18 protein-coding genes are annotated in these 24074 nt (G+C 65.6%); 8 read left to right on the plus strand and 10 right to left on the minus strand.

Annotation, left to right across the window (positions count from 1 at the left end):
- Positions 1-102: 102 nt before the first annotated feature.
- The 5 genes from K1X11_RS13560 to K1X11_RS13580 all read right to left on the minus strand — a co-directional run bounded on the left by K1X11_RS13560 (position 103) and on the right by K1X11_RS13580 (position 7626).
- Positions 103-3489 carry a matrixin family metalloprotease gene (locus K1X11_RS13560; RefSeq protein ID WP_221032653.1) on the minus strand — a complete coding sequence of 1129 codons (3387 nt, stop codon included), beginning with the start codon at positions 3487-3489 and terminating at the stop codon, positions 103-105.
- A gap of 14 nt (positions 3490-3503) precedes the next feature.
- The gene (locus K1X11_RS13565; protein ID WP_221032654.1) at positions 3504-4133 is read right to left on the minus strand and encodes a hypothetical protein; all 630 of its coding nucleotides are present in this window, start codon (positions 4131-4133) and stop codon (positions 3504-3506) included.
- A gap of 141 nt (positions 4134-4274) precedes the next feature.
- Positions 4275-4964: a 3'-5' exonuclease gene (locus K1X11_RS13570; protein ID WP_221032655.1), complete on the minus strand. Its 690-nt coding sequence runs from the start codon at positions 4962-4964 to the stop codon at positions 4275-4277.
- Positions 4957-6903: a DUF294 nucleotidyltransferase-like domain-containing protein gene (locus tag K1X11_RS13575; RefSeq protein WP_221032656.1), complete on the minus strand. Its 1947-nt coding sequence runs from the start codon at positions 6901-6903 to the stop codon at positions 4957-4959. Before K1X11_RS13575 ends, K1X11_RS13570 begins: the two co-directional genes overlap by 8 nt.
- Before the next feature lie 84 nt (positions 6904-6987).
- A complete protein-coding gene (locus K1X11_RS13580; RefSeq protein ID WP_221032657.1) occupies positions 6988-7626 on the minus strand; it encodes a hypothetical protein in 639 nt (212 codons plus the stop codon).
- 103 nt (positions 7627-7729) lie between these two features.
- Between K1X11_RS13580 and K1X11_RS13585 the strand changes: the two genes are divergently transcribed.
- Positions 7730-8590, plus strand: coding sequence for an MYG1 family protein (locus tag K1X11_RS13585; protein ID WP_221032658.1), 861 nt, complete (start codon positions 7730-7732; stop codon positions 8588-8590).
- Positions 8591-8698: 108 nt separating this feature from the next.
- On the opposite strand, the gene K1X11_RS13590 is transcribed toward K1X11_RS13585, so the two are convergent.
- Positions 8699-8962, minus strand: coding sequence for a hypothetical protein (locus K1X11_RS13590; protein WP_221032659.1), 264 nt, complete (start codon positions 8960-8962; stop codon positions 8699-8701).
- Positions 8963-9108: 146 nt separating this feature from the next.
- Between K1X11_RS13590 and pyk the strand changes: the two genes are divergently transcribed.
- Positions 9109-10536: a pyruvate kinase gene (gene pyk, locus K1X11_RS13595; protein WP_221032660.1), complete on the plus strand. Its 1428-nt coding sequence runs from the start codon at positions 9109-9111 to the stop codon at positions 10534-10536.
- A gap of 67 nt (positions 10537-10603) precedes the next feature.
- On the opposite strand, the gene K1X11_RS13600 is transcribed toward pyk, so the two are convergent.
- Both K1X11_RS13600 and K1X11_RS13605 read right to left on the minus strand, forming a co-directional pair.
- Positions 10604-11041, minus strand: coding sequence for a PIN domain-containing protein (locus K1X11_RS13600; RefSeq protein WP_221032661.1), 438 nt, complete (start codon positions 11039-11041; stop codon positions 10604-10606).
- Complete coding sequence (locus K1X11_RS13605) at positions 11034-11294, minus strand: type II toxin-antitoxin system Phd/YefM family antitoxin (protein ID WP_221032662.1); 261 nt, start codon at positions 11292-11294, stop codon at positions 11034-11036. Before K1X11_RS13605 ends, K1X11_RS13600 begins: the two co-directional genes overlap by 8 nt.
- A gap of 318 nt (positions 11295-11612) precedes the next feature.
- On the opposite strand from K1X11_RS13605, the gene K1X11_RS13610 reads away from it, so the two are divergent.
- Genes K1X11_RS13610 through K1X11_RS13620 form a run of 3 tightly spaced genes read left to right on the plus strand, consistent with a single transcriptional unit; the run spans position 11613 to position 13614 of the window.
- Positions 11613-12605, plus strand: a complete 993-nt coding sequence (locus K1X11_RS13610) for a glycoside hydrolase family 5 protein (protein WP_221032663.1) — start codon at positions 11613-11615, stop codon at positions 12603-12605.
- A 49-nt stretch (positions 12606-12654) separates the two neighbouring features.
- On the plus strand, positions 12655-13014 hold the full coding sequence (locus tag K1X11_RS13615; RefSeq protein ID WP_221032664.1) for a putative quinol monooxygenase: 360 nt from the start codon (positions 12655-12657) through the stop codon (positions 13012-13014).
- Between the two features lie 54 nt (positions 13015-13068).
- Positions 13069-13614, plus strand: a complete 546-nt coding sequence (locus K1X11_RS13620; RefSeq protein ID WP_221032665.1) for an HD domain-containing protein — start codon at positions 13069-13071, stop codon at positions 13612-13614.
- Between the two features lie 136 nt (positions 13615-13750).
- Here K1X11_RS13620 and K1X11_RS13625 read toward each other — a convergent pair whose 3' ends face one another.
- Complete coding sequence (locus K1X11_RS13625; RefSeq protein WP_221032666.1) at positions 13751-15286, minus strand: RtcB family protein; 1536 nt, start codon at positions 15284-15286, stop codon at positions 13751-13753.
- 295 nt (positions 15287-15581) lie between these two features.
- On the opposite strand from K1X11_RS13625, the gene K1X11_RS13630 reads away from it, so the two are divergent.
- A complete protein-coding gene (locus tag K1X11_RS13630; protein ID WP_221032667.1) occupies positions 15582-17693 on the plus strand; it encodes a glycoside hydrolase family 3 N-terminal domain-containing protein in 2112 nt (703 codons plus the stop codon).
- 202 nt (positions 17694-17895) lie between these two features.
- On the plus strand, positions 17896-20778 hold the full coding sequence (locus K1X11_RS13635; RefSeq protein WP_221032668.1) for a glycosyl hydrolase 115 family protein: 2883 nt from the start codon (positions 17896-17898) through the stop codon (positions 20776-20778).
- A 392-nt stretch (positions 20779-21170) separates the two neighbouring features.
- Here K1X11_RS13635 and K1X11_RS13640 read toward each other — a convergent pair whose 3' ends face one another.
- Positions 21171-22721, minus strand: a complete 1551-nt coding sequence (locus K1X11_RS13640) for a sulfatase family protein (RefSeq protein WP_221032669.1) — start codon at positions 22719-22721, stop codon at positions 21171-21173.
- A 154-nt stretch (positions 22722-22875) separates the two neighbouring features.
- Between K1X11_RS13640 and K1X11_RS13645 the strand changes: the two genes are divergently transcribed.
- Complete coding sequence (locus K1X11_RS13645; RefSeq protein WP_221032670.1) at positions 22876-23907, plus strand: LacI family DNA-binding transcriptional regulator; 1032 nt, start codon at positions 22876-22878, stop codon at positions 23905-23907.
- Positions 23908-24074 lie beyond the last annotated feature (167 nt).

Here is a 24074-nt window from a genome sequence, read left to right on the forward strand (position 1 = left end):
AATGTAGTGCCATGAAGTTAGGTCGCAAAAGTTCCCCTGTCGCTATCTCGACGCCTTGCCCCTTCAAAAAACACGACCAATTGCGGCCAAATCTGGCGCGACTCATTGTCCGGGACCGAACCCGTCTTCGCCGGATTCGTCGACCTGATAGGCGCCCGTGCGCTCCGTGCCGACGCGGACGTTGTAGAGTTCGATCACGCGCAGTAGCTCCGAGAGGCTTAGGGTGCCGTCGCGGTTGATATCCGCGCTGTGGAACCATGCCGGTCGTTCCTCTTCATCCAGCGGACGCGTGTCGGTCACAAAGCCATCCTCCGTGCCTTCCGCCGGGGTGTAGCGCCCCGTGCGTTCCGTGCCCGCGCGGGCGTTGTAGAGCTCGATCACTCGCAACAGCTCCGAGAGGTCGAGCTGCTGATCGGCATTGGTGTCCGCCGAATGTATCCAGCTTCTCAGCACAATGGGTTCCGGCATCGCCAGCACTTCGGCCGAACCCTCCGGCCGCGTGACCTGCACCAACCCGCTCAGCTCGGCCACGCCGCGATGGTCGTCGGCCAATGTCATTTCGCCCGCCAAGGTTACGGTTGGCTCCGTCGGATTCCCCCAGGTCCACTCAGCCAATAAAGCCTCTCCAGCATCCGGTTGCGCCGTAGCCACCGGCTCGGCGTTGATCCCGCCGCTGAGCGTCCAGCCACTCGGCACCAGCCACTGCCACGCGACCGAGGTTGCTGTGCCGATCCACTCGGCTCGCCCTTGCAGCTGCACGGTGCTCGCTGTCGTTCGTGTCATCGCCTGACTCGCCCGCTCCATCTCGCCCTCCGGCAAGACGCCCACCCACGCCGCCTCCGACGTGACCGAGCCTTCACTGTTGCTCACCACGACCGCGTAACTGCCGGAGTTGGCCACCACTGCGACCACGTTCAGCGTCGCCGACTGGGCTCCGGCGATGGGTTCACCATCCCGATACCATTGATACGCCAGTGGCGCTGAACCGTCTGCCATGACCGAGAGCGTCACCGCGCCGGCTTCATCTGTGACCACGCTGACCGGATCCGTTGTCACCGTCGGCGCGACCGGCAGAACCGTTACGACGATCGTCGCACTGTCGACCGCTGCCTCGCCCGCCGTCACGCGCACCCAATAGCTTGCCGTCGCTACCGGCTGCACCGTCGTGCTGGCCGCGGTGGCACCGTCAATCGGTGCCGTCGTATCGCCGCTCTCGCCGCGATACCATTGATACGACAACTCGATTCCCTCCGCCTCCACCGCGAGCGTGGCGGTTTCACCGTAAGCGATGTCGGCCACCTCCGCCGTCGCCACAATCACCGGCGCAGACAAGTCACGCAGCGCCACGATCGTGGTGAGCGCGCTGTCGACTTGCACGACGCGGTCGAGGCCGTCCGGCACCGTGGTCTCTCCGTTGGTCGAGCGTCCCCAGGCCGCCACGGTGTGATCGGCCAACACGGCCAGCGAATAATCGTAACCGGCCTCCACGCCGATCGCTGGCGCGAGTCCACTCGGCACATCCGTCGCGCCATTGGTATTGCGTCCCCATGCGAGCACCGCGCCTGCCTCCGTCACGGCCAGTCCGTGTCCCACGCCTGCGCTGAAATCCACCACCCCGCTCATGTCCGGCAACGCCAACACCCCGTCGTTGCTGCTGCCCCATGCCACCACCGCGCCGTCCTCCCGCTGCGCGATCAGGAAATAGGGTCCGGCCGACAGCCGCACAACGTCATACACCTCAGCCGGCACCGCCAGATCACCGGTCACGCCGGTGCCCCACAGCACGACGCTGCCATCCGCTCGCACCGCCGCCGAATAATACGCTCCCGCGCCGATCGCGACCACGTCCGCCAAATCCCATGGCACCACACTCTGGCCGTATTCATTGGAGCCCCACGTCACCACCGTGCCATCCGCCCGCAGGGCCAGCGAATGCATCTCGCCCGCCGCGATCGCCACCACGTTGTTCAACCCACTCGGCGGCGTTTCCTGACCATGCGCCTGCAAGCCCGTCGGCGTGCCCCAACCCACCACGGTGCCGTCCCGCCGCAACGCCACGCCGTGCACCGCGCCCAGCGCCACCTGCAACACCGCCGTCTCGCCAAAGTCCGGCAACTGCCGCGTGCTGTTGCTCTCACTGCCACCCCACGCCTCCAACGCCGTGACGTCGTAGTCGGGCAAAACATACACGAGCCCATAGCTCGTCTCGCCCCCCGCCTCGCTCACTTCCACCGCGTAGGCGCCGGCATCCGCATTGGTGAACGACGCCACCTCCAAGGTCGCCGCGGTTTCGCCCGCCAACAAACGGTTGTCCTTCCGCCACTCATAACTCAGCGCCCCGCCCGCTTCCGCCACCGCCTCCACCGCGAGCGTCAACGGCTGCCCCCGCTCACCCACCACCCGCGGCGCGGCCACCGTCACCTGAGGACCACTCTCCGCGAGCAGGTTCAAGTTCACCTGCACCACCCCTTCATAACCGTCCCAGCCGTCGACCATCACATGATAGGTCGTGCCCGCCGTAGCCTCGAAGGTGAGTGTGCTGGTGCGAATCACGCCGGGGTCCACGTCGTCGTTGGTGCCCACCACAGCCAACGCATCGACCGCCTCGCCCGTAAACACGCCTATAAACGTATCAAAGACACTGCCCAACGTCGTGACGTTCGCGCGGCCGCTCGCCGGCGCCGTCCAGCGCCACCAACTCGTCCGCCCGCTCGGATAATCCGGATCCAACAACGGCTCCCCCGCTTCGCTGCCGGCGCGCACCGTCGTGCCCGTCACCGACACCGTCGCACCCGCGCCCAGCGTGAGCTCCACCGCGTTGGAAAAGTCATCATTGATCGGCCGCGCCAGCGGCGCGCCGTAGAGCGACTGCGCGCCATTGATGTCATCCGTGCGCAACGCATCGGTGCTACTCACCGTGCTGTTCATGATCGCATCCACCACCTGCGGCGGCTGCGCCTGATCCGGATGCCCCAACCCCAGCACATGGCCCAGCTCATGCAACGCCACCCGTCGCACGTCGTAAGCTCCGCCCGCAAAACCGCCCCGATACGAGTCCCACGAAAACGCCGGATTAAACACCACGTCCGACTCCGTCCTGTAGTTACCATCTCGATACGACAGGGTGATCGCCAGCGTGCTCGTCCCGAAACTGAACTCACCCTGCGGCTCGCTCAGCACGATCTCGTTCACCCCGTTGCCCGACTCGTAAGTCCCCACCGTGCCATAACTCCCGCTGAACTGCACATTGCCCAACTCCTTGTTCCACCGCGTGAGCGCCGCATCAGCACTGCCGCGAAAGGTCGTGCCATCGGTGAGCGTCACATCGTCGGGCAGATTGTTCACCATCGGCACCTCGCCGCGCGGCCAGACCACCACGTAGATACCGCTCTGGTCGGTCAAGGTATCGTAGGCAACCAACGCGCCCGTCCCCGCCAACAGCAGCCCCGCGAACCAGCCCCGACGGCCCCATGAATGCAGCAAGGTCATGACGCTCGATTCAGTCAGTTCGCCGCGGGTTTCACCGCGCGGATACGTTGGACAAATTCCGCCGGACTCAGCGCGCGCTCCACCCGCACGGCCAACGGCACCTCCCCCGTCGCCGTAGCCGCCGCGCCCTCTTCGGTGTGCAGCGGCTGCGCCACCTCGGTCGTGTCGGTGAGCGGTTCGCCATTGTCCCGCGCCACAAACTCCCGACCGCTCGCCACATCCTTCGCCACCCGATAGCGACCGTGCATGATCCGCGTCAGCGGCGACACCTGCCGGCCGTTGCCTTGCACAAACAGGATATCCTCGTCCCCCACCTCAAACTGCGGTGCCCCCTCCAGCACCATGCTCTGCTCGCCCACGGTGCCGCCCAGCATCGTGAGCACCAGCGGCGACGGCGGCTCGCCCGCGATCACTTCCAGCACCTCCACCCGCACCTGCGTCACGATCACCCGCGACCCGCCCCGCTCCTGCCAGAAACTCTCCACCGCCGTCACCCGCCCATGCACCACGTAGTCCGATTCCAAGACCAATTCCTCAAACGCCGGCGGCACCACCGTCGTCGACCGCGCCACGGCCGCGCCGGCACCAAGCAGCACCAGCACCAGAGCACACCAACGGGAAAGGTAGCGGAAACGGTCAGTCACGGGACAAACGATGGGTGACCAAACCTCCATCGACAATCCTCGGCTCAACTTGATCCCTTCGTTCGCGAGGGCACCGCTCGCCCCCCCCTTAGCCTTTAACTTCCCCCTTAAACTGCGTCGGGGCGCATGGCGCCTCGACGCCTATTCAGCCTGCCACCGTTCCGCCACCGCACCGAGCGTCTCCCGGCCGTGGTGCTTGGCAAGGCTCAGCAGCTTCAAAAAAATCTGCGCCGTCAGAAAGGCGTCGCCCGAGGCCGTATGCCGATCATGCGGCAACACGCCAAAACGCCGGCACAACCCATCCAGTGAAAAATCCCGAAACGGCGGCGCCGAACTGCTCGCCTCCAGCAAGGGCCCAAACGCCCCCGCATCCTCCAGGTGCAGCGTCAGTCCCATCGTATCCAGCCAGCGGTTACGCAGCCCGAAACCCAGGCAGCGCTCGCAGGCCCGGCTGATCACCTCCACGTCAAAACCGATGTGGTGGCCGACGATCACCGCGCCTTGCAGATAGCCCAGCAGGTCCACCATCGCCTCCGCCTCACTCTGCCCCCACTCGGCGGCCTGTTCCGCGGTCACGCCGTGCACCAGCACGGCCGACGTGTTGTGGCTCACCTGCAGCAGGGCCTCGAACTGCTCCTCGAGCAGGATCTCACCGTCACTCACCGTCACGGCGCCGATCGTCACAATGCGATCGTGCTTCGCGTCCGTGCCCGTCGTTTCGCAGTCCAGCGCCACAAAGCGCACCGCCTCCACCGGCGTGCCGTCACTCGGAGCCGCCGCCATGGCCGCTTCGTGGGCGGCCCGCACCGCCGCGGCATCAATCTCAGCCATCGGTCCGTCCCACTGGTTTGAGGTCAAAGTGTTTGGTCGTCACTTCGATGAGACGGCCGACCGTGCGGAAGATCGATTTGAGGCGCTGCGTCTCGATGGGCGTGAGCTCATCCGGCCGCACCAGCCGCGCATTGTCGCCGCGCTTCAACCCCACCCGGGTCTGCAGTTTGAGCGCGTGATCAAACGCCTTCACCGCGTCCTCAAACACCCCCGCGTATTCCGGCAGCAACTCCGCCGCCTTGCGGAACCGGTCCGGCGTGAACGTCGCATCCGAAAGGCCCAGACTGAGTGCAAACACCCGACCGATATCGACCAGCGGCAGCAGCGCGTTCGTCTTGGTATTAAACGTGTCGGTCACTTCGCCCGAGGCATCCAAAACCGAGTCGCGAAACACCGTCACCGGCGGCAGGTGTGCGATCGCATCCTCGACCAGCCGCGGCACAAACGACGAACTCCGCGTGATCTGCACCTCGATCGCTTCGCGCAACTCATCGACCAGCGACCGATCGCCTGTCACCGCCCGCAGATCGAAGAACGCCGTGCGGTTGTGAATGTTGTTTTCGCGCGGCCGTTGCACCCAATCGGCAAAGGTCTCCGACCAGCGTTTGATCGAGGCGCACCATTGCGGGTTGCTGGCCATGCGGCCCCACGGATCCAGCGGGAAACGACACATCGAGAGCATCGCGCCCACTTCGTTGCCCAGTTCGCTGAACCACAGCACCAGATCGAGCCGCTCCTTCTCCGCCGCCGGATCATCGTAAATGATGCCCGTTCGCTGCGCCGAACGCAGCAAACGCTCCTTGCGGCCCTCCGAGTGCAGCGCCACCCACGCCCAGCGCACGGTCGGTTCGCGCAGACCTTTCTCGCGCAACTTCGCGCGCGCCAACTCGATCGCCTGCTCCGTCAGCATGCGGTCCACCTGCGCGATGAAATTGGTCATCCACTCAATCGGCGCCTCACCCTCAATAAAGCGCAGCAACAAGTCGTCCGCCCGGTCGCGCAGCCGTTGCAGTTCCCACACATCGGTCGCCAGCGTGAACTCCTTCGACAAAAACACCGGCACGCTGCCGTGCACCGCCTGCACCGTCTTCTCGCCGATGATGCCAACCACCCGCCCATCGGTTTCCCCGTTGTCGGTCACGATCACGTGATGACGACGCTCGCGCATCATCACCATCACCACGTCGCCAGCCGTCGTGCCCGGCGCCACCGTCACCACCGGTGAGGTCATGATCGCAGTCACCGGCGCATCCGGCGACACTTCGCCCGTAGCCACCCGCGACGACAAGTCGGCCTCGGTCAACACACCGATCGGTCGCGCCTCCTCGTCGATGACCACCACGCCTTCCTGCATGCCCGGCGCGATGCGCGCCGCGACTTGGCGAATCGGTTCCTCCGGCGCCGCCAGCAGCAACCGGTTGCTCGCTCGCTGGGCCAACGCATCGGAGTGAGTCAGCCAACTCGCCGCACTCTCATCGAGCGTGAGGGTTTCGGTGCGTGTCACCGCCCGCTGCGCTTCGTCCTTGATGGTGAAATACGACGAGAGGAAAGCGCTCGCTTCGGCATTGCCCCGGCACAGCTCCATAAACGTGTCCGCCGGCAGCGCATACAGGATACTCTCCTGCGCCACCCGCGCCGTCGCCCGGTAGGCCACGTCGGGCGATTCCCATTCCAAGCCCACCAGGTCCCCCTCCACGCGCACATCGATCAGTTCCTCGCCCGCATCGTTTGGGCTGTAGAGGTTGACCGTGCCCCGCTGGATCACCCGCACGTAGCGACCCCGCTCTTCGCCCGCCGAAAAGATGATCTCATCGGCCTCGTGAAACTTCACCCGACCGCCCTGCGCCAGCCGCAGCAGCTCCGCCTGACTCAGGTATTGAAACGGCGGATACTTTTGCAGGAAGTCGGCGACGCGAAGAGAGATACTGGAGGTCTTCAAGACAAACGGGGCAATGGAGGGTAAAACAAAAGTGGCACGCGGCCCCGGCTCGACCGGCGGCCCGCACCACGCAGACCTAAAACCTTAGAACATGTTCTTTAGTTTATCGATCGCCTGATCGACTTTGGCATCCACGCCGTAGGCCTCGAGCACGCCGTTGACCAAAGCCTTCTGCTCGGCACTCAGCCCACCGCGGCCCGCCAACACCGCCGCCTGCGATGCGAGGCTGGCGTAGTCGCGCGTCTGCAAAGCCTGCAGGACCGGCGTGATTTGCGCGGTATCGAAGCCCTGCTTGAGCGCCCAGGCACTCACCATCTGCTTGGTCGATTCGATCAACACGTCCGCCCCCGGCACCTGCTGGGCGTAATCGGAAAGCTGCTTCAGCTTGCCGAGCGCGCCCACCGCATCGTCGTCGGCCAGCGCCGCCTGCAGCGCGGCCACGTTCACCGCCAGTTCCGGCCGCTGCTCCTCCGCCAGGGCCGCGATCTGCGCCAGCGCGGCGTCGCTCACGCGGGCGAGTTGGGCCGGCGCCGCCTCCGCGAGATCCGGCACCTTCACCTCCGTGGCCTGCGCCACCGCGGCTTCGGTCTCCTCGGCCACCGGCACCGCCGCCGTCGAAGCGGCTGTCGGCTCAGTCGCCGTCGTATCGGTTTTGCCACAGCCGGCCAGCGCGACACCCGCACCCACCCAAAGCAGCGCCCGCAAAGTAGAGGTAAACGTCATGCCCCCACCCTTTTGCAAATTGCCCGCCCGACGCAACGCTGCATCGCCCGTATCCAATCCCAGACTCGCCCCGCCCGCCCGATCCCCCCAGCTTCCGCCGCTCATGTTGAACGCCTCCGCCATCCTCACCCACCCCGGCAGCTCCCACAAAGACGAGTTTCTCGCCTGCGCCGTGCTCCTCGCCGCCGCCAGCACGCCCCTGCCCATCGCCCGCCGGGAGCCCAACCCGGCCGATCTCGATGATGCTTCGCTGATCGTCGTCGACGTCGGCGACAGCCACGACCCGACCCGGCTCAACTTCGATCACCACCAGTTCCCCGCCGACCATCCGCCAACCTGCGCGCTCTCCCTCGTGCTCCAACACCTCGGCCTCTACGAGGACGCCAAGGCCTTCTGCGACTGGCTCGAGCCCGCCGAATGGTTCGATTGCCGCGGCCCCAACGCCACCGCCCGCCACCTCGGCATCGAGCGCGACATCCTCAACCGCCTCTACTCCCCCATCGACGGCACCCTGCTGCGCCGTTTCGCCAGCGTCCGCGATCTCTCCCCCGGCGATCCGCTCTGGGAGGTGATGCGCTGGATCGGCACCGACTTGCTCGACTACGTGCGCAACCTCCGCGACCGCCTCGCCTTCATCGCGGACCACGCCGAGGTCTGGGACGTGGCCGACACCCACGTGCTTTTCCTCCCTCGCACCGAGCCGCTGCCCGAGGCTCCCTCCGACGGCATCGACCGCTACATCGAAACCGCCCTGGCCGACCGCGGCATCACCGCCATCGTGTCGCCCGATCGCCGCAGCAGTGGCTACGGCCTCTCGCGCCATCGCGACGCGACGCACTTCGACTTCACCCGCATCGGCGGGGAAACCGACGTGCACTTCGCCCACGCCCGCGGCTTCGTGGCCAAATCCAGCGCCACCACCCCGGAGCGCCTCCGCGAGCTGCTTTCGCTCGCCCAGAAATAACTGTAGCCGGGCTCGATGAGCCCGGTCCACATGAACGGCAACACGCTCAACCGGGCTCACCGAGCCCGGCTACAGCGACCACGCGCCGCGATCGGCGCCAGCCGGGCCTCAGGCCCAGCCGCGCTCGCTCAACATCGCGTTGAGCGCCGCTTCGTCGACCTCGCCCTTCACCGCGTGCAGGTGGTGCACCACACCCATGCGGTCGTCCGCACCGGCCGTCGAAAGGTCGATCATCCAGTCCTGCGTGTCGGGATCGTTGCAGAGCAGATCATCCGCCCAAGCAATGACTTCGGCGGGATCGATGTGACCGCCGGTGAGGCCTTTGATGTAGAGTTCCGCCATGGTGCGGTAGTTGGAAGATGCCTGAGACATGGTTTTGATAGGGTGAGTGAAGGTTAGAAAACGGGCAGGAATTCGGGTTGGAGCGGCACCCAGAACATAGAAACTCGCTAATGCCAGCTAAAAGCGAATGCGGCCTTCCATGGCCCTGTTCGTGCTAAATTCCAAGCCCTTCGACCATGACCACTCAGGTTCGACCCTTCCGTCACACCAAGATCATCGCTACCCTCGGACCCGCCACCGAGTCCAAGGAGATGTTGACCAAGCTCATCCTGGCCGGCGTCGACATCATGCGCCTCAACATGGCCCACGCCACCCACCAATGGGTCGACGACGCCATGTGGTTCATCCGCGAGGCCTCCAACGAGGTCGGCCGCCACGTCTGCGTCATGATGGACGTCAAGGGCCCCGAGATCCGCACCGGCAAGGTCGACGCCCCCATCGAGCTGGAGGTCGGCGACCTCTTCGAAATCCACACCGAAGACACCAGCCCCACCGGCGATATCCCCGCCGTCACCACCAACTACCCCGGCCTCCCGGCCGACGTCGATGTCGGCACTGTCATGCTCATCGACAGCGGCCTCATCCGCATGAAGGTCGTCGCCAAGGACGACCAACGCATCCGCCTCGAGACCCTCACCCCCGGCACCATCGGCTCCAAACGCCACATCAACCTTCCCGGCGTCTTCGTCAACCTGCCCTGCCTCACCGCCAAGGACCAGGACGACCTCCGCGCCGGCGTGCGCGCCGGCATCGATTACGTGGCTCTTTCCTTCGTCCGCCAGGCCTCCGACATCCGCGAGCTCCGCGCCTTCCTCGATAGCCTCGGCTCCAGCGCCAAGATCATCGCCAAAATCGAAGACCAGGCCGGCGTGCGCAACATGCACGAGATCATCGCCGAAACCAACGCCGTCATGATCGCCCGCGGCGACCTCGGCATCGAGATCGACTACCACCGCCTGCCGCTCGTGCAGACCGAGCTCGTCGCCGCCTGCCGCGCCGCCGGCAAACCCGTCATCGTCGCCACCCACTTGCTGGAGACGATGATCAGCGCCCCCATGCCCACCCGGGCCGAGATTTCCGACGTCTCCAACGCCGTCCGCGAACAAGCCGATGCCGTGATGCTCTCCGGCGAAACCACCGTCGGCCAATACCCGCTCGAAGCGGTGCAGGTGATGAAAAACGTCATCAACTCCATCGAGCCGTCGATCGACTCCGACCTCAACCGCGGCCTGCAGCTGGTGGAGCCCAAACACTGGATGCTGCTCTCCGCCGCCAAACTCGCGCAAAACCTCGGCGAATCCGCCATCGTCGTCTTCACCCGCCGCGCCCGTCTCGCCAAAACCCTCGCCGCCCTGCGCCCGCGCGGCGTGCCCATCTTCGCCTTCGCCCCCACCGAAGACATCTTTCGCCAGATGCTCATGCTCTGGGGCGTGGAGCCGTTCCTGATGAATTTCTACGACGATCCCGAGGAGACCATCCTGCAGGCCCTGCAAACCTTGCGGGACAAAAACTGGATCCGCCCTGGCCGCCCCGTCGTCGTCGTCACCAACGTCCTCGCCCGCGGCAAAGTCGTCGAAACCCTCCAGCTGCGCACCATCGAGTAAGCCCCCGCAGCAGCCGGGCGCCCCCGCCCAACCTCCGTGCCTGCCTCTCCGCTCCGACCGCGACGCTTTAAACCCGCGGCACCACCACCGCATATCCCATCTCACGTGCCGCCGCCTCCTGCCGGCGGTCGTGCGTGAGGATGCGCGTCACCCCCAGCTCCGCCATCGCCGCCAAGTGCAGGCGATCGAGCGTGCGGCAGGGCTCCTTGGCTCGCGCGATTTGCTCCAACGCAAGGGGCCACAACACCCCGCCCAACTCACGCGCTTGAAACGGCTCCATCCCCAATAAGTCGTTCATCGCTCGCTGCACCTTCTTATGCTTCGCGGCGGTCAACAACCCTCCCGCCCTCCGCGAAGCGATCTGTTGCTCCGCCTCCACCCGGACCAAACTGGAAACCACCACCAGCGACTCCGCGCCCATCAAAGCGGCCACCGCCGCCGACTCCGGTTCCGGAAACAACAGCTTCAGCCAACAACTGGTATCGATGTAAAGGGCCTCACTCATCGCCACGATCCGCCGCCAGCGCCGCGTCGACCCACGCACGACTCTCCGCCCCGGCGCCCCACGTCTTTTTCAACCACTGCGCATGTGCCTTCGCCTCGAACCGAGGCCGGGCCGCCGCCGCCGGATCCTCCAGCGGCAACAATCGCGCCACCGGCTTCGAGTCGCGCGTCACCAGCAACCCCTCCGAACCTTTCAAACCACGCTCAATGGCCGGCCACTTCTGCCGCAGATCGCGAATCGAAACCGTCTTCATGACTCCACCGTGAAACCTGTTTCACGCCCACCGCAAGATCGAAACAACCACCACCAAGCGCCTACCCTACCTCCCTGCCCGCCTCTCCACTTCGCCCCCGTAGCTGCGCTTGAGCTCCGCGAAAGCGTGGCCCCCTGCCTCTCCGCCGTCCCCGTAGCTGCGCTTGAGCAAAGCGAAAGCGTGGCCCCACTGCCTCTCCGCCGCCCCCTCCAAACTGCGGCCCGGCCAAAGCACCGCCCCACTCGGCCCACCCTTGCTTAATATGCACCGACTCCCGGGTTGGCGGCCGCGCGATACCGCCCCAACCTGCGCCCCAGCATGTTTCCCCGCCTCCGCCTCCCCGACCTCCCGGCGCTGCTGCTACTGACGTCGCTCGCCGCGCCCACCTCCCCCGCCATCGCCGCCGACCCCACCGCTCCCAACGTCGCCCACCACGGCCGCCTCCAAGTCGACGGCAACCGCATCGTGGGCGCCTCCACCGGCGAACCCGTCAGCCTCGCCGGCCTGAGCCTGTTCTGGAGCCAGTGGGAGGGTGAGTTCTACAATCCCGAGACCGTCGCCTGGCTCAAACAAGACTGGCACGTCACCGTCATCCGCTCCGCCCTCGGCATCGCCCACGACGGTTACCTCGAAAACCCCGCCCCCGAGCTCGCCAAGATCAAGACCGTCATCGATGCCGCCCTCGCCCAGGACCTCTACGTCATCATCGACTGGCACGACCACAAAGCCGAGGAACACACCGCCGCCGCCGTCGCCTTTTTCACCGACATGGCCCGCACCTACGGCGACCACCCCAACATCATCTACGAGATCTACAACGAGCCCCTGCGCGTCTCCTGGTCCAAAGTCGTCAAACCCTACGCCGAGGAGGTCATCGCCGCCATCCGCGCCCACGACCCCGACAACCTCATCATCGTCGGCACCCCCTACTGGTCGCAACGCGTCGACGAAGCCACCGCCGACCCCATCGACGACCCCAACCTCGCCTACACCCTCCACTTCTACGCCGGCACCCACAAAGCGGAGCTGCGCAAACGCGCCCAGACCGCCCTCGACCGCGGCTTCGCCCTCTTCGTCTCCGAATGGGGCACCGTCGACGCCAACGGCGACGGCGAGGTCGACCGCAAATCCGTCGCCGCCTGGATGGCCTTCATCCGCACCCACCAGCTCAGCCACCTCAACTGGTCCGTCGCCAACAAGGACGAAGGCTCCGCCATCCTCCGCCCCGAAGTCGACACCCTCAGCGGCTGGACCGAAGCCGACCTCACCCCCTCCGGCCAATTCATCCGCTACCTCGTCCGCGGCTGGTAGTCCACGCGTCAACCCAATCCAAAATCGAGAATCAAAAATCGAAAATCCAATGACCTCCGACACCTGCGTCACCATCGTGCCCTACTTCAAAATCAAGCCCGGCCAGGCCGACGCCTTCCGCGCCCACTGCCAGAAGTTTGTCGCCCGCACCGAAACCGAACCCAAGGCGCTCTTCTACGGTTTTAGTTTCGACGGTGACAACGCGCACTGCCGCGAAGGTTACGTCGACGCCGAAGGCCTGCTCCACCACCTCGAGCACGTGCAGGACCTCATCGCCGAATCCGGCAACTACGCCGACACCGTGCGCCTCGAACTCCACGGCCCCGCCCCCGAACTCGCCAAACTTCGCGAGCCCCTCAAAGACATGCCCGCCCAGTGGTTCACCCTTGAATACGGCTTCCGCAAATAGCCCCACGCGTCGGCTTCACGATTCACCACTCACTATTCAGAATTCACCATTCCCATGCCGCTCCCCGACCGCGCCGCCGCCCAGTCCCTCCTCGAACGCCACGTGCAGGACGACTACCAGCGCCACCACGCGCTCATGGTCGCAACGGCCCTGGAGGGTTACGCCCAGCACTTCGGCGAGGATCCCGAGCTCTGGTATCTCACCGGCCTCCTGCACGACCTCGACTACGAGCTGCACCCCGACGCCCACCCCGGCCCCTCCCTCGCCTGGTTCGCCGAGTGGGATTACCCGGAAGAATTGATTCACGCCGTCGAAGCCCACGCGTATGGATATAACGGATACAGCACCGAGCCGCGCACCCGCCTCGCCGCCGCGTTGCTCGCCTGCGACGAACTCTGCGGCATCTTCTACGCTTACCGGAAACTGAACCCGGTGCCCTACGGCGAAATGAAGCCCAAGTCCCTGCGCAAAAAGTTCAAAGAGCCCAGCTTCGCCGCCAAAGTCGACCGCACCGTCATCGAACGCGGCTGTGAGGCCCTGGGCATCCCCGTCCCCGACCACATCGCCCACACCGTCACCTTCCTCGCCCCCCTGGGTTGAGCCAAAACGGTCTGCGGTGCGTAGCCGGTAGGCGACTTGTGCGCCGAAGCCTTGGCGAAGGAGTAAGCCATTCGTGTCCACTTGTGCGCCTCTGGCGCATCCGTGGTTAAAAAAACAGCAGGCTGACGGCCCAGCCTCATGACTCGCCTAGTTCCTGAGCCGCATCCTGACGCTCGGCCTTGTGGCGGGCGCGCTTTAAACGACGCGCCCGCTGCCACGGTTGCTCGCCGGCTTCACCAGCCATGATGCAGCCGCGCGGTTGGATCTCGCCGACCACCGTCGCCAGCCCAAACCGATCGATCTGCGCCTTCACTTTGGTCGCGTCTTTGTAGCCCAAGGGCGACTCCGACAGGTCTGGGTCACCGCAGAACCAACGCACGTCCAGCCCCGCCGTGGTTTCGTCCAACGAAGCCTTCACCCGCGCCGGATCGAGCTCACCGTCCTCATTCTTAAACGGAGCCAGCGTCGCCGTGCGCGAGCGGTTGCGCCCCGCCCCGTGCGGGCAGAACGACAGGTAGTCATCGTTGTCGGCGCCGAGCACCAGCAGGATTTCGCGCGCCATGTTGAGCGGGATCAGTCCCAGCAGCGGCCGGCCCTCGGCGTCTTTCCATGCCGGCGTCGCGCCCTTGCCATGCAGGAACATGTCCCCGCGCTTCCACACGAAGTTGTGCTCATTGCCGAGCTGCACCAGCGCCCTCTGACCCAACCGGCGCAGCAGCGCGTCGTGAATCAAGGCATGGTTCTCGCGCGTCCACCGGCCGACGTATTGCAACGCCTCCCAGTAGCTCGCGCCTTCCGGCGAATCATAAGGCAGCCACTGCGCCGCCGTCGGAATATCCTTGGCGTTCTCACGGCACCACCGCTCGGCCGCCTTCAGGCCCCGCTTGTAAACATCGGCTCCCAGGCCGCGCGAACCGTGATGCGTCACCAGCACGTTGAACGCGCCGTCGCGACGCTCGATCCACTTGGCGAGGTCGTCGTATCCGGCCGCCTCCAACGCGACGCGCTGCGTCTCCGTAAAGTCGATACGGCCGATGTAAGCGAAGTGATTGCCGTCGCCCTGCGTCCCCAGGAAATCCTGGGCCCGGCTGCGCAGGCCGCCGAGGAACGGGTTGTCCCAGACCGGCTCTTCCAGCACGGCCGAGCTCCACTGATTGCCCCGCGGACGTCCGCCCGGGCCGAAGTGGGTCACCTTTTGCAGGTGATCCATCATCTCACCCACCGGGTGATTGGCCGGGAAAAACGAGGCCATCATCGAGCAGCAGATGTCCGCCGAATGCGCGCCCGGGATGATGGCATTCTCCACCGCCACCGCTCCGCCCACCGGAATCGTGGCCGGCCCGCCACCCGTCGGACAGGCATCAGGCATGACCGCGCCACGCTGCACCACCGGCATGCGCAGCAACTCGAGCATCTTGCGCCGCACGACGGCAACGTTGGCGATCTCTTCGTCCGTATCGGCTTCGATCGCCTCCGCCAGCGGCGCCGGTTCATGGCGCGGCAAAGCTACGATCAACTGCTTCGGGAACTCCTGTTCCAACTGCGCCAGCAGGGCCGCGCGCTCCACGCCGCCAGACTCAAGTTCACGTGCACGGCGCAGCGCCGCCCCCAGGCGTTTTCCTTCGTGCCAACCCTCCGCGATCAAGTCGCGGGCTTTGATCTCCATGTTCATTGTGCAAAACGGTTCGGTCTCCGATCACGCGCCGCGCGCGGACCAGAGACTACTACACACGGACACCACTCTTCTCGGCGCAACCCGCCACCCTCAACTGTTAGACCTTCGGTTCCATGGCGACGGAGCGAGGCATGCGCATTTAACTTCCGCACTCTTCCGCGCGAAACCCTTCCCCTCCTTAGCGCGTTTCCTTGCTTCTCTCCGCCACCCCTGCGCCGCCCCCCACGGCCATTCCGACTCGGTCTCGCTTTGTCGTCGGCTTCCGACACAGTGACCCTCCAGCCCCCGCCTTATGCACCCCTTCCAAGACCCCGCCGTCCCCACCTCCGAGCGCGTCGAGGACCTCCTCTCCCGCCTCACTCTCGAGGAAAAGGTCAACCAGCTCCTCCACGAAAACCGCGCCGTCGAGCGCCTCGATGTCCCGGAATACAATTGGTGGAACGAGGCCTGCCACGGCATCGGCCGCAACGGTCGCGCCACCATCTTCCCCCAACCCATCGCCCTCGGCGCCACCTTCAACCGCGACCTCGTCCGCCACGTGGCTGCCGTCATCTCCGACGAAGCCCAGGCCAAACACCACGCCGCCCTCCGCGCCGGCCGCCGCGGCCAATACCAGGGCCTCACCTTCTGGACGCCCAACATCAATATCTTCCGCGATCCGCGCTGGGGCCGCGGCATGGAAACCTACGGCGAAGACCCCTACCTCATGGGCGAACTCGGCACCGCCACCGTCGAGGGCCTCCAGGGCAACCCCGCCGACAACAACGACTACCTCAAAGCCGCCGCCTGCGCCAAACACTACGCCGTCCACAGCGGCCCCGAGCAGGACCGCCATCACTTCGACGCCCGCCCTTCCCGCAAGGACCTGCGCGAGACCTACCTGCCCGCCTTTAAAAAACTCGTCGAAGCCTCCGTCGAAACCGTCATGGGCGCCTACAACCGCGTCGACGGCGAACCCGCCTGCGGCTCCTCCCAACTGCTCGTCGACATCCTTCGCGACGAGTGGGGCTTCCAAGGCCACGTCGTTTCCGACTGCTGGGCCATCCGCGATTTTCACGAGCACCACCAAGTCACCAAAACCGCCTCCGAGTCCGCCGCTCTCGCCCTCAAACAGGGCTGCGACCTCAACTGCGGCTGCACCTACAACGACCTGCTCGCCGCCGTCGCCGAAGGTCTCATCACCGAGGCACACATCGATGTCTCCGTGCGCCGCCTCCTCTCCACCAAGTTCCGCCTCGGCCTGCTCGATCCCGTCGGTTCCACCCCGTGGGCCGGCACACCCATCGACATCGTCGACAGCCCGCAACACCGCGACCTCTCCCGTCGCGCTGCCATCGACTCGATGGTGCTGCTCAAGAACGATAACCAACTCCTCCCGCTGCGCGACAACCCCGACGGTCTCATGGTCTGCGGTCCCCTCGCCGGCGGCATCGGCTCCGTCCTGGGCAACTACTACGGCGTGAGCGGCCGCCTCGTCACCCTCGCCGAAGGCATCATCGGTCGCGTCGCCGAAGGCGTGCGCGTCGAATACCGTCACGGCTGCCCGCTCCAGGGCGACAAGGCCCCCGGCGTGAACTACACCTTCGACACCGCCAAGGCCTGCGAAGTCGTCATCGCCGTGCTCGGCATCGACCACACCCTCGAAGGCGAGGAAGGCGACGCCGTCGCCTCAGCTTCCGGCGGTGACCGCGCCTACATCGAACTGCCGCCGGCCCAACTCGACTTCATCAAAGAGCTCCGCGCCTCCGCGCCCAAACTCGTCGTCGTGCTCGTTGGTGGCGGTGCGCTCGCCATCCCCGAGGTGCACGAACTGGCCGACGCCGTTCTCCAAATCTGGTATCCCGGCTGCGAAGGTGGCACCGCCCTCGCCAACGTGCTCTTCGGCGACGCCGCCCCCGGCGGCAAACTCCCCATCACCGTGCCCCGCGCCACCGCCGACCTGCCGCCCTTCGCCGACTACGCCATGGCCGGCCGCACCTACCGTTTCGCCACCACCGAACCGCTCTACCCTTTCGGCTTCGGCCTCTCGTATTCATCGCTCAACTACGGCAAACTCTCCCTCACCCCGGCCGCCGACGGCACCGTCACCGCCACCACCACCGTGACCAACACCGGCAACCGCGACGTCGCCGAAGCCGTGCAGTGTTATATCCAACCGCCCCGCAGCTGGCCCGACGCCCCCCTCGCCACCTTGGTTGATTTCCGCAAGATCGAGCTCCCCGCCGGCGCCTCCCGCGAGGTCACCTTCCACCTGCCGCCCTCCGCCTTCCGCCAAGTCGACGCCACCGGCCAGCACGTGGACGTCCCCGGCAACTACGGCATCGTCATCAGCTCCGCCAGCCCCGGCGACCGCGCCCAAACCCTCGGCGCCCCCCAACCCGCCACCAGCACCCTCACCCGCTGACAACGAGAATGTAGCAGCGGCCGTCTCGGCCGCTCTCCCTTCCCCGAGCATCCGTAGCTCAGCGCGTAAGCTGGGAGCCCGCCCGACAATTAGACCGGCGGACCCTTTTGACTCCGTAGCCTCGCTGCGATTGTGTGGAACCTCACTGCGGGCTTCGCGTCTCTTCGCGTCCTTCGTGGTTTCTCACTCAACCCCTTTCCCCATGCGCAAGCTCCTCCCTGTTCTCGCCGCCTTGGGCGCGCTGTGCCTCGCTTCCGTGGCCTCCGCGCTCAATCACGACAACATCGTTTCGCCCTCTGCCGGCGAAGCCACCTTCCCCCTCGTCGCCAAGGGCAAGGCCGCCACGCTCATCGTCGACGCCGATGACTTCAAGGGCGTGCACCACGCGGTCGACAACTTCCGCGCCGACATCGAACGCGTCACCGGCCTCGCTCCGCGCATCTCCGACAATCCGCTCGCCGGTGGCTGGCGCGTCGTTATCGGCACCCTCGGCCAGAGCAAGATGATCACCCACCTCATCGAGTCCAAACAGCTCGACGCTTCCGCCATCCAAGGCCTCTGGGAGGGCTACATGATCACGCGCGTGGGCAACGACCTCGTCGTCGTCGGCTCCGACATGCGCGGCACCATCTACGGCATCTACGAACTCTCCGAGCAGATCGGCGTCTCCCCCTGGTATTGGTGGGCGGATGTCCCGGTCAAAACCTCCGCGGAACTTCACGTCGCCGCCACCCCCGGCATCACCGACGAAGGCCCCGGCGTCCAATACCGCGGCATCTTCATCAACGACGAGGCCCCGGCCCTCACCGGCTGGGTCTACGAAAAATTCGGCGACTTCGATCACACGTTCTACACCCACGTTTTCGAACTGCTCCTCCGCCTCCGCGCCAACTACATCTGGCCCGCCATGTGGCAGCCCCGCGCCTTCTCGGCCGACGATCCCCTCAATCCGCAACTCGCCCACGAATACGGCATCGTCGTCGGCACCACTCACCACGAGCCCATGATGCGCTACCACGACGAGTGGGGCCGCGAGGACCGGGGTCCGTGGGACTACACCAAGAACGAGGCCGCCCTGCAGGAATTCTGGCGCGGCGGCGTCGCCCGCGCCAAACCCTACGAGTCCATCTACTCCCTCGGCATGCGCGGCGACGGCGACCACGCCATGAGCGCCGAGACCAACACCGCCCTGCTTGAACGCATCGTCGCCGATCAGCGCTCCATCCTCGAGGGGGTGCTCGAACGCCCCGCCAACCAGGTCCCGCAACTCTGGGCCCTCTACAAGGAGGTGCAGGATTATTACGAGGCCGGCATGCGCGTGCCCGACGACGTCATCCTGCTCTGGTGTGACGACAACTGGGGCAACATTCGCCGCCTGCCCACGCCCGACGAGATGGGCCGCAGCGGCGGCGCCGGCGTGTATTACCATTTCGACTACGTCGGCGGTCCCCGCAACTACAAGTGGCTCAACGTCCAGCCCATCTCCAAGGTCTGGGAACAGATGCACCTCGCCTGGCAGCACCAAGCCAACCGCATCTGGATCGTCAACGTCGGCGACCTCAAGCCGATGGAGTTCCCCATCGAGTTCTTCCTCACCATGGCCTGGGACCCGGCCGGCATGACCTACGAGGCCATGCGCGACTACACCACCAAGTGGGCCACCCGCGAGTTCGGCGCCGAGCACGCCGCCGCCATCACCACCCTCGTCGACGGCTACACCAAGCTCAACCGCCACCGCACGCCCGAGATGATGTCGCCCGACATCTACAGCCTCACGAACTACGACGAAGCCGAGCGCATCCTCACCCAGTGGCGCGACCTCGTCGCCCTCGCCGAAGAGGTCAACGCCGCCCTCCCCGAGTCCGCCCGCGCCGCCTTCTTCCAGCTCGTGCTCTACCCGGTCAAGGCCAGCGCCACCGTGCGCGAGGTCCACATCGCCGCCGCCAAAAACAAGCTCTACGCCGAGCAGGGCCGCGCCCTTGCCGCCAACGCCGCCGCCGCCCACGCCCATGCCATGTTTGAGCAGGACGCCGCCCTCGCCGCGGAATACCACAGCCTGCTCGACGGCAAATGGAACCACATGATGGCCGAGACCAACTTCGGCTACACCTACTGGCAGACCCCGCCCATCGAAGTCATGCCCGCCGTCGCCCAAACCCGTCCGCAGTCCGGCGCCCAACCCGCCCTCGCCTGGGACGGTTCACCCTTCGCCACCGGCCGCTGGGGCGTGCCGCCGCCCACCACCTCGGCCCTCGATATCTACCGCGCCAACACCTCCTGGGTGGAGGTCTTCAACCGCGGCGACACGACCTTCAACTTCACCGTGAAACCGGCCGACACCTGGCTGCAGGTCACCCCGGCCAGCGGCGCCGTCGAAGCCATGCAACGCCTCACCGTCGACGTCGATTGGACGCAGGTCCCGGTCGACACCACGACGACCTCCTTCGTCGTCGAGACCGACGCCGGGCGCAACTTCACCGTCACCGTGCCCATCGTGAATCCGGCCGAGCTGCGTCCCGGTGAGTTCGACGGTCACATCGAGACCAACGGCCACATCGCCATCGAAGCCCCGCACTACAGCCGCGCCGTCGGCAACGGTCCGATCTATTGGCAGGTCCTCGAAGACTACGGCCGCACCCTCGGTGCCGTAGCCGCCTACCCGGTGCGCGCCGCCCACTCCACCCCCGGCGGCGAAGGTGCCCGCCTCGAATACGACATCTTTGCCCGCAGCACCGGTGAGTTGAACCTCGAGCTGCACTTCGCCCCGTCCCTCGACTACCAGAGCGGCGACGGCCTGCAGTTCGCCGTGTCGATCGACGACGGTGAACCGCAGCTGCTCAACCTCGACACCTGGAAGACCCTGCAGACCTGGGAAAAAGCCGTCGGCGAAGGCGTCACCAAAGTCACCACCACCGTGACGATCAACGACCCCGGCGTGCACACCATCAAGTTCTGGCGCGTCACTCCGGGCGTGGTGCTGCAACGCCTCATCCTCGGCAACGAAGCCAGCTTCCGCAACAAGGGCCAAGGCGTGCTCCCCAGCTACCTCGGCCCCCCCGAAAGCCCCCGCGGCGCGACGGAGTAAGCCTCTTCCTTTTACAGGAGGAAACAGAGCACAACAGAGCCGTCCAACGCACCGAGCTCAGCGAGCCCGGCTACAGTTCAAACCGCTGTAGCCGGGGTCGGTGACCCCGGTTTTCCACGCCTCCTCCAGCAAACACGGGCGACACACCCGTTGCTACACCACCAAAATGTAGCAGCGGCCGTCTCGGCCGCTCCCTCTGCCCCTCAGTCTCCCGCCAGGGCACCCCACTCCACCGCTAGCGCGAGCAAGCTCGCGGCCTACATTTCACGTTCGCCCCCGCACTGTAGGCTGCGAGCTTGCTCGCGCTACGTTGCCCCTCCGCCCACGCTCTGTGCCCTCTGTGCACCCTCTGCGAACTCTGTGTCCAAAACAGCGTCTGCCTCTCGGCCCCCTCAATGCGCATTCACATTGATTGGCTCATCGACCACCAGCGCGCGTGGGAAATCCGCCGCCTCTTCGCCACTCCGCGAGCGGTAACGCTTGTTTTGTGAATTGCCGCGCGGCGCGTTGATCGGGATCTCCATGCCGCCCTTTTCCTCCATCATGGCGTAGAGCTGCGTCTCCATCTCCTGCGCCAGCTCCGCATACTCGGGCTCATAACGCAGGTTGTGCATCTCGTCCGGATCGGCCTGCAAGTCGTAGAGTTCATCAGCATCCCACAGCCCGTAATAGCTGATGAATTTATAACGCTCGCCGCGCAGCGCGAAGACCGTCGGCGACTGCGGAAAGTTACGCTCCCAATAATACACATACAGGAACCAGTCCCGCCACGCCGTCGCCTCGCCGCGCAACAACGGCGCCATGCTCGACCCGTCAAAATGCGCCGGCGGCTTCACGCCCATCAACTCCATCACCGTCGGCGCGATGTCGATGTTGGCGACGACTTCGTCGATCACGGTGCCGGGCTCGATCAACGACGGACACCGCATCAACATCGGCACCCGAATCGAGGCTTCGTAAGCCACCCGTTTGTCGATGAGCCCGTGCTCGCCAAACATGAAACCATTGTCGCCCATGTAGATCACCAACGTGTTGTCGGCGACACCCATGGCCTCGAGCTGATCCATCACACGGCCGATGCTATCGTCGACCGACGTCAACGTCTCGCCGTAAGCGCGGTAATATTGATCGATGTCGAGTTCGCTGTGGTAGGGAAAGTCGACGCCGTGCCAGGAGTTGCGCTGATCCCGCAACCACCGCGGCCGCTCCCGCGCCATTTCCTCGCTCAACCGCATCGACGCCGGCCGCGCCCAATCCCGGTCCGCCATCGAGCCGGCGTATTTTTCCTCCGGCGTGAAGTTCGCATGCACCGCCTTGTGCGAGAGGTAGAGGAAGAACGGCTTCTCCGCCGCGTTCTGCTGCTTCAGCCAATCGATCGCGTAGTCGGTCAACTCGCCCGTGATGTAGCCCTTCTGCGGCACGTGCTCGCCATCGACATTCAGCGTGTTGCCCGTCGGAAGATACTGACCCTGCCCGCGGAAACTCACCCAACGGTCAAACCCCGGCTGCGGCTGATCCCCCTCGCTGCCCATGTGCCACTTGCCAAAGAAACCCGTCGCATACCCCGCCGCCTGCAAATACTGCGGGAAGTAGAGCGTGCCTTCCGGAATCGCCCGCTGGTTGTCGATCACCCGATGCCGGAAGGTGTAAAGGCCCGTCAAGATCGACGCCCGACTCGGCGAACACAGCGACGTGGTCACCAGAGCATTCCGCAAATGCGCCCCCTCCGCCGCCAGTCGGTCCATGTTCGGCGTATCCGCCAGCGGATGCCCCATAAAACTCATCGCATCCCAGCGGTGGTCGTCCGACAGGATGAAGACGACGTTCAGCGGTTTCGCTCCAGGCACCATTTCAGGTTCAACCGTTGCCGGCACCGGCACCGGACGGGCCGCCAGCGACAACGCGCTCAACAGCCCACACATCATCAGGGATCGAGTCTTCATAAGCAGGGTAAGGGGTCCGCCCACCCTGCGTGACCCACCCCCGCACGTCGAGCCTCTCGCCACGTTCAACAGTTTACTTCCGTGTCTTCCGTGTCTTCCGTGGGCCACCCACCTTTCAGTTTTTCAGTTTTTAGCTTTTCAGCGTTTCTCCTCCGTGACCCTGCGCGACCTCGCCAAACTCGCCGACCTCTCCCCTTCCGCCATCTCGCTGGCGCTGCGGGACAGCCCGCGCATCTCCGCCGCGACCAAGGAACGCGTGCGCGCCCTCGCCGCCGAACACGGTTACACGCCCGATGCCCGCATCGTCGACATGATGCGCCACCTGCGCAAACCCCGCACCCAGCGCGAGCGCGCCTGTTTCGGCATCATCTCCCTCTACGACCACCAACGCCCCTGGGAGCAGTCCACCCACCTCACCCGTATCCACGAGGGCATGACACGACGCGCGTCCGAGATCGGCTACCGCCTCGAACCGCTGTGGCTGCGCGCCCCCGGTCTCACCCTGCGCCGTTTCGACGAGATCCTGCGCACCCGCGGCATCGAGGGTTTGCTCTGCTTTGGCAGTCCGCGCGTCGACGATGACTTCCCCGCCACCCTCGACCGCTACGCCGTCGTCACCGTTGGCTTTTCCATCAAAACCAAACTTCACCGCGTCACCAGCCGCCCCTACCGCGACACCTTCCACGCCTGCGAACGGCTCCACGCCCTCGGCTACCGCCGCATTGGGCTGGTGCTCAGCGACTACGAGGACAGCCGCACCGAGCATTCCCACTCCGCCGCCTACCTCGGCTGGTGCGACGCCATGCTCGGCAGCAGCCAACACGCCCTGCCCATCCTGCGCCTCAACGAAATCGAAGCCGGCCCCTTCCTGCGTTGGCGCTCCGACCATTCTCCCGACGCCATCGTGCTGGTGCACTCCCCCGCGGCCATCGCGCAGCTCAAACTCATCCTTGATGTGCACCAAATCCGCCGCCCGGCCGACCTCGGCGTCGCCGTGCTCAGTCACATGGTGGAAGGCAGCGGTTTCGCCGGCCTGCAACAGAACCAAACCCTCATGGGCGCCTGGGCCGTGGAACTGCTTGCCGCCCGCATCGCCAACCGCGACTTCGGCATCCCCGCCATCCCCCGCGTCGAAATGGTCGAGTCCCAATGGATCGACGGCCCGTCCCTCCGCCCGTCGGCCTAGGGGAGTCGGGCATAAAGCCCGACCCACATCTTTAAGGAGCAACTCATTTGTGGGTCGGGCTTTACGCCCGACATCCGCCCCGCGGGGCCCACCGCGGCCAACTTCCCGCACAACTTCCGCAATATCGGAACGCACTTTTCGCTGCGCCCACCGCCTCCACAGCGGTA

Source organism: Actomonas aquatica, assembly GCF_019679435.2.
In the GTDB taxonomy this organism is placed as follows: Bacteria; Verrucomicrobiota; Verrucomicrobiia; order Opitutales; family Opitutaceae; genus Actomonas; species Actomonas aquatica.

What these genes read in the sequence shown, in the direction of transcription:
- K1X11_RS13560 (WP_221032653.1), bottom strand. Translation starts at nt 3,489, where the DNA reads ATGACCTTGCTGCATTCATGGGGCCGTCGGGGCTGGTTCGCGGGGCTG.
- K1X11_RS13570 (WP_221032655.1), bottom strand. Translation starts at nt 4,964, where the DNA reads ATGGCTGAGATTGATGCCGCGGCGGTGCGGGCCGCCCACGAAGCGGCC.
- K1X11_RS13580 (WP_221032657.1), bottom strand. Translation starts at nt 7,626, where the DNA reads ATGACGTTTACCTCTACTTTGCGGGCGCTGCTTTGGGTGGGTGCGGGT.
- K1X11_RS13585 (WP_221032658.1), top strand. Translation starts at nt 7,730, where the DNA reads ATGTTGAACGCCTCCGCCATCCTCACCCACCCCGGCAGCTCCCACAAA.
- K1X11_RS13590 (WP_221032659.1), bottom strand. Translation starts at nt 8,962, where the DNA reads ATGTCTCAGGCATCTTCCAACTACCGCACCATGGCGGAACTCTACATC.
- pyk (WP_221032660.1), top strand. Translation starts at nt 9,109, where the DNA reads ATGACCACTCAGGTTCGACCCTTCCGTCACACCAAGATCATCGCTACC.
- K1X11_RS13600 (WP_221032661.1), bottom strand. Translation starts at nt 11,041, where the DNA reads ATGAGTGAGGCCCTTTACATCGATACCAGTTGTTGGCTGAAGCTGTTG.
- K1X11_RS13605 (WP_221032662.1), bottom strand. Translation starts at nt 11,294, where the DNA reads ATGAAGACGGTTTCGATTCGCGATCTGCGGCAGAAGTGGCCGGCCATT.
- K1X11_RS13610 (WP_221032663.1), top strand. Translation starts at nt 11,613, where the DNA reads ATGTTTCCCCGCCTCCGCCTCCCCGACCTCCCGGCGCTGCTGCTACTG.
- K1X11_RS13615 (WP_221032664.1), top strand. Translation starts at nt 12,655, where the DNA reads ATGACCTCCGACACCTGCGTCACCATCGTGCCCTACTTCAAAATCAAG.
- K1X11_RS13620 (WP_221032665.1), top strand. Translation starts at nt 13,069, where the DNA reads ATGCCGCTCCCCGACCGCGCCGCCGCCCAGTCCCTCCTCGAACGCCAC.
- K1X11_RS13625 (WP_221032666.1), bottom strand. Translation starts at nt 15,286, where the DNA reads ATGAACATGGAGATCAAAGCCCGCGACTTGATCGCGGAGGGTTGGCAC.
- K1X11_RS13630 (WP_221032667.1), top strand. Translation starts at nt 15,582, where the DNA reads ATGCACCCCTTCCAAGACCCCGCCGTCCCCACCTCCGAGCGCGTCGAG.
- K1X11_RS13635 (WP_221032668.1), top strand. Translation starts at nt 17,896, where the DNA reads ATGCGCAAGCTCCTCCCTGTTCTCGCCGCCTTGGGCGCGCTGTGCCTC.
- K1X11_RS13640 (WP_221032669.1), bottom strand. Translation starts at nt 22,721, where the DNA reads ATGAAGACTCGATCCCTGATGATGTGTGGGCTGTTGAGCGCGTTGTCG.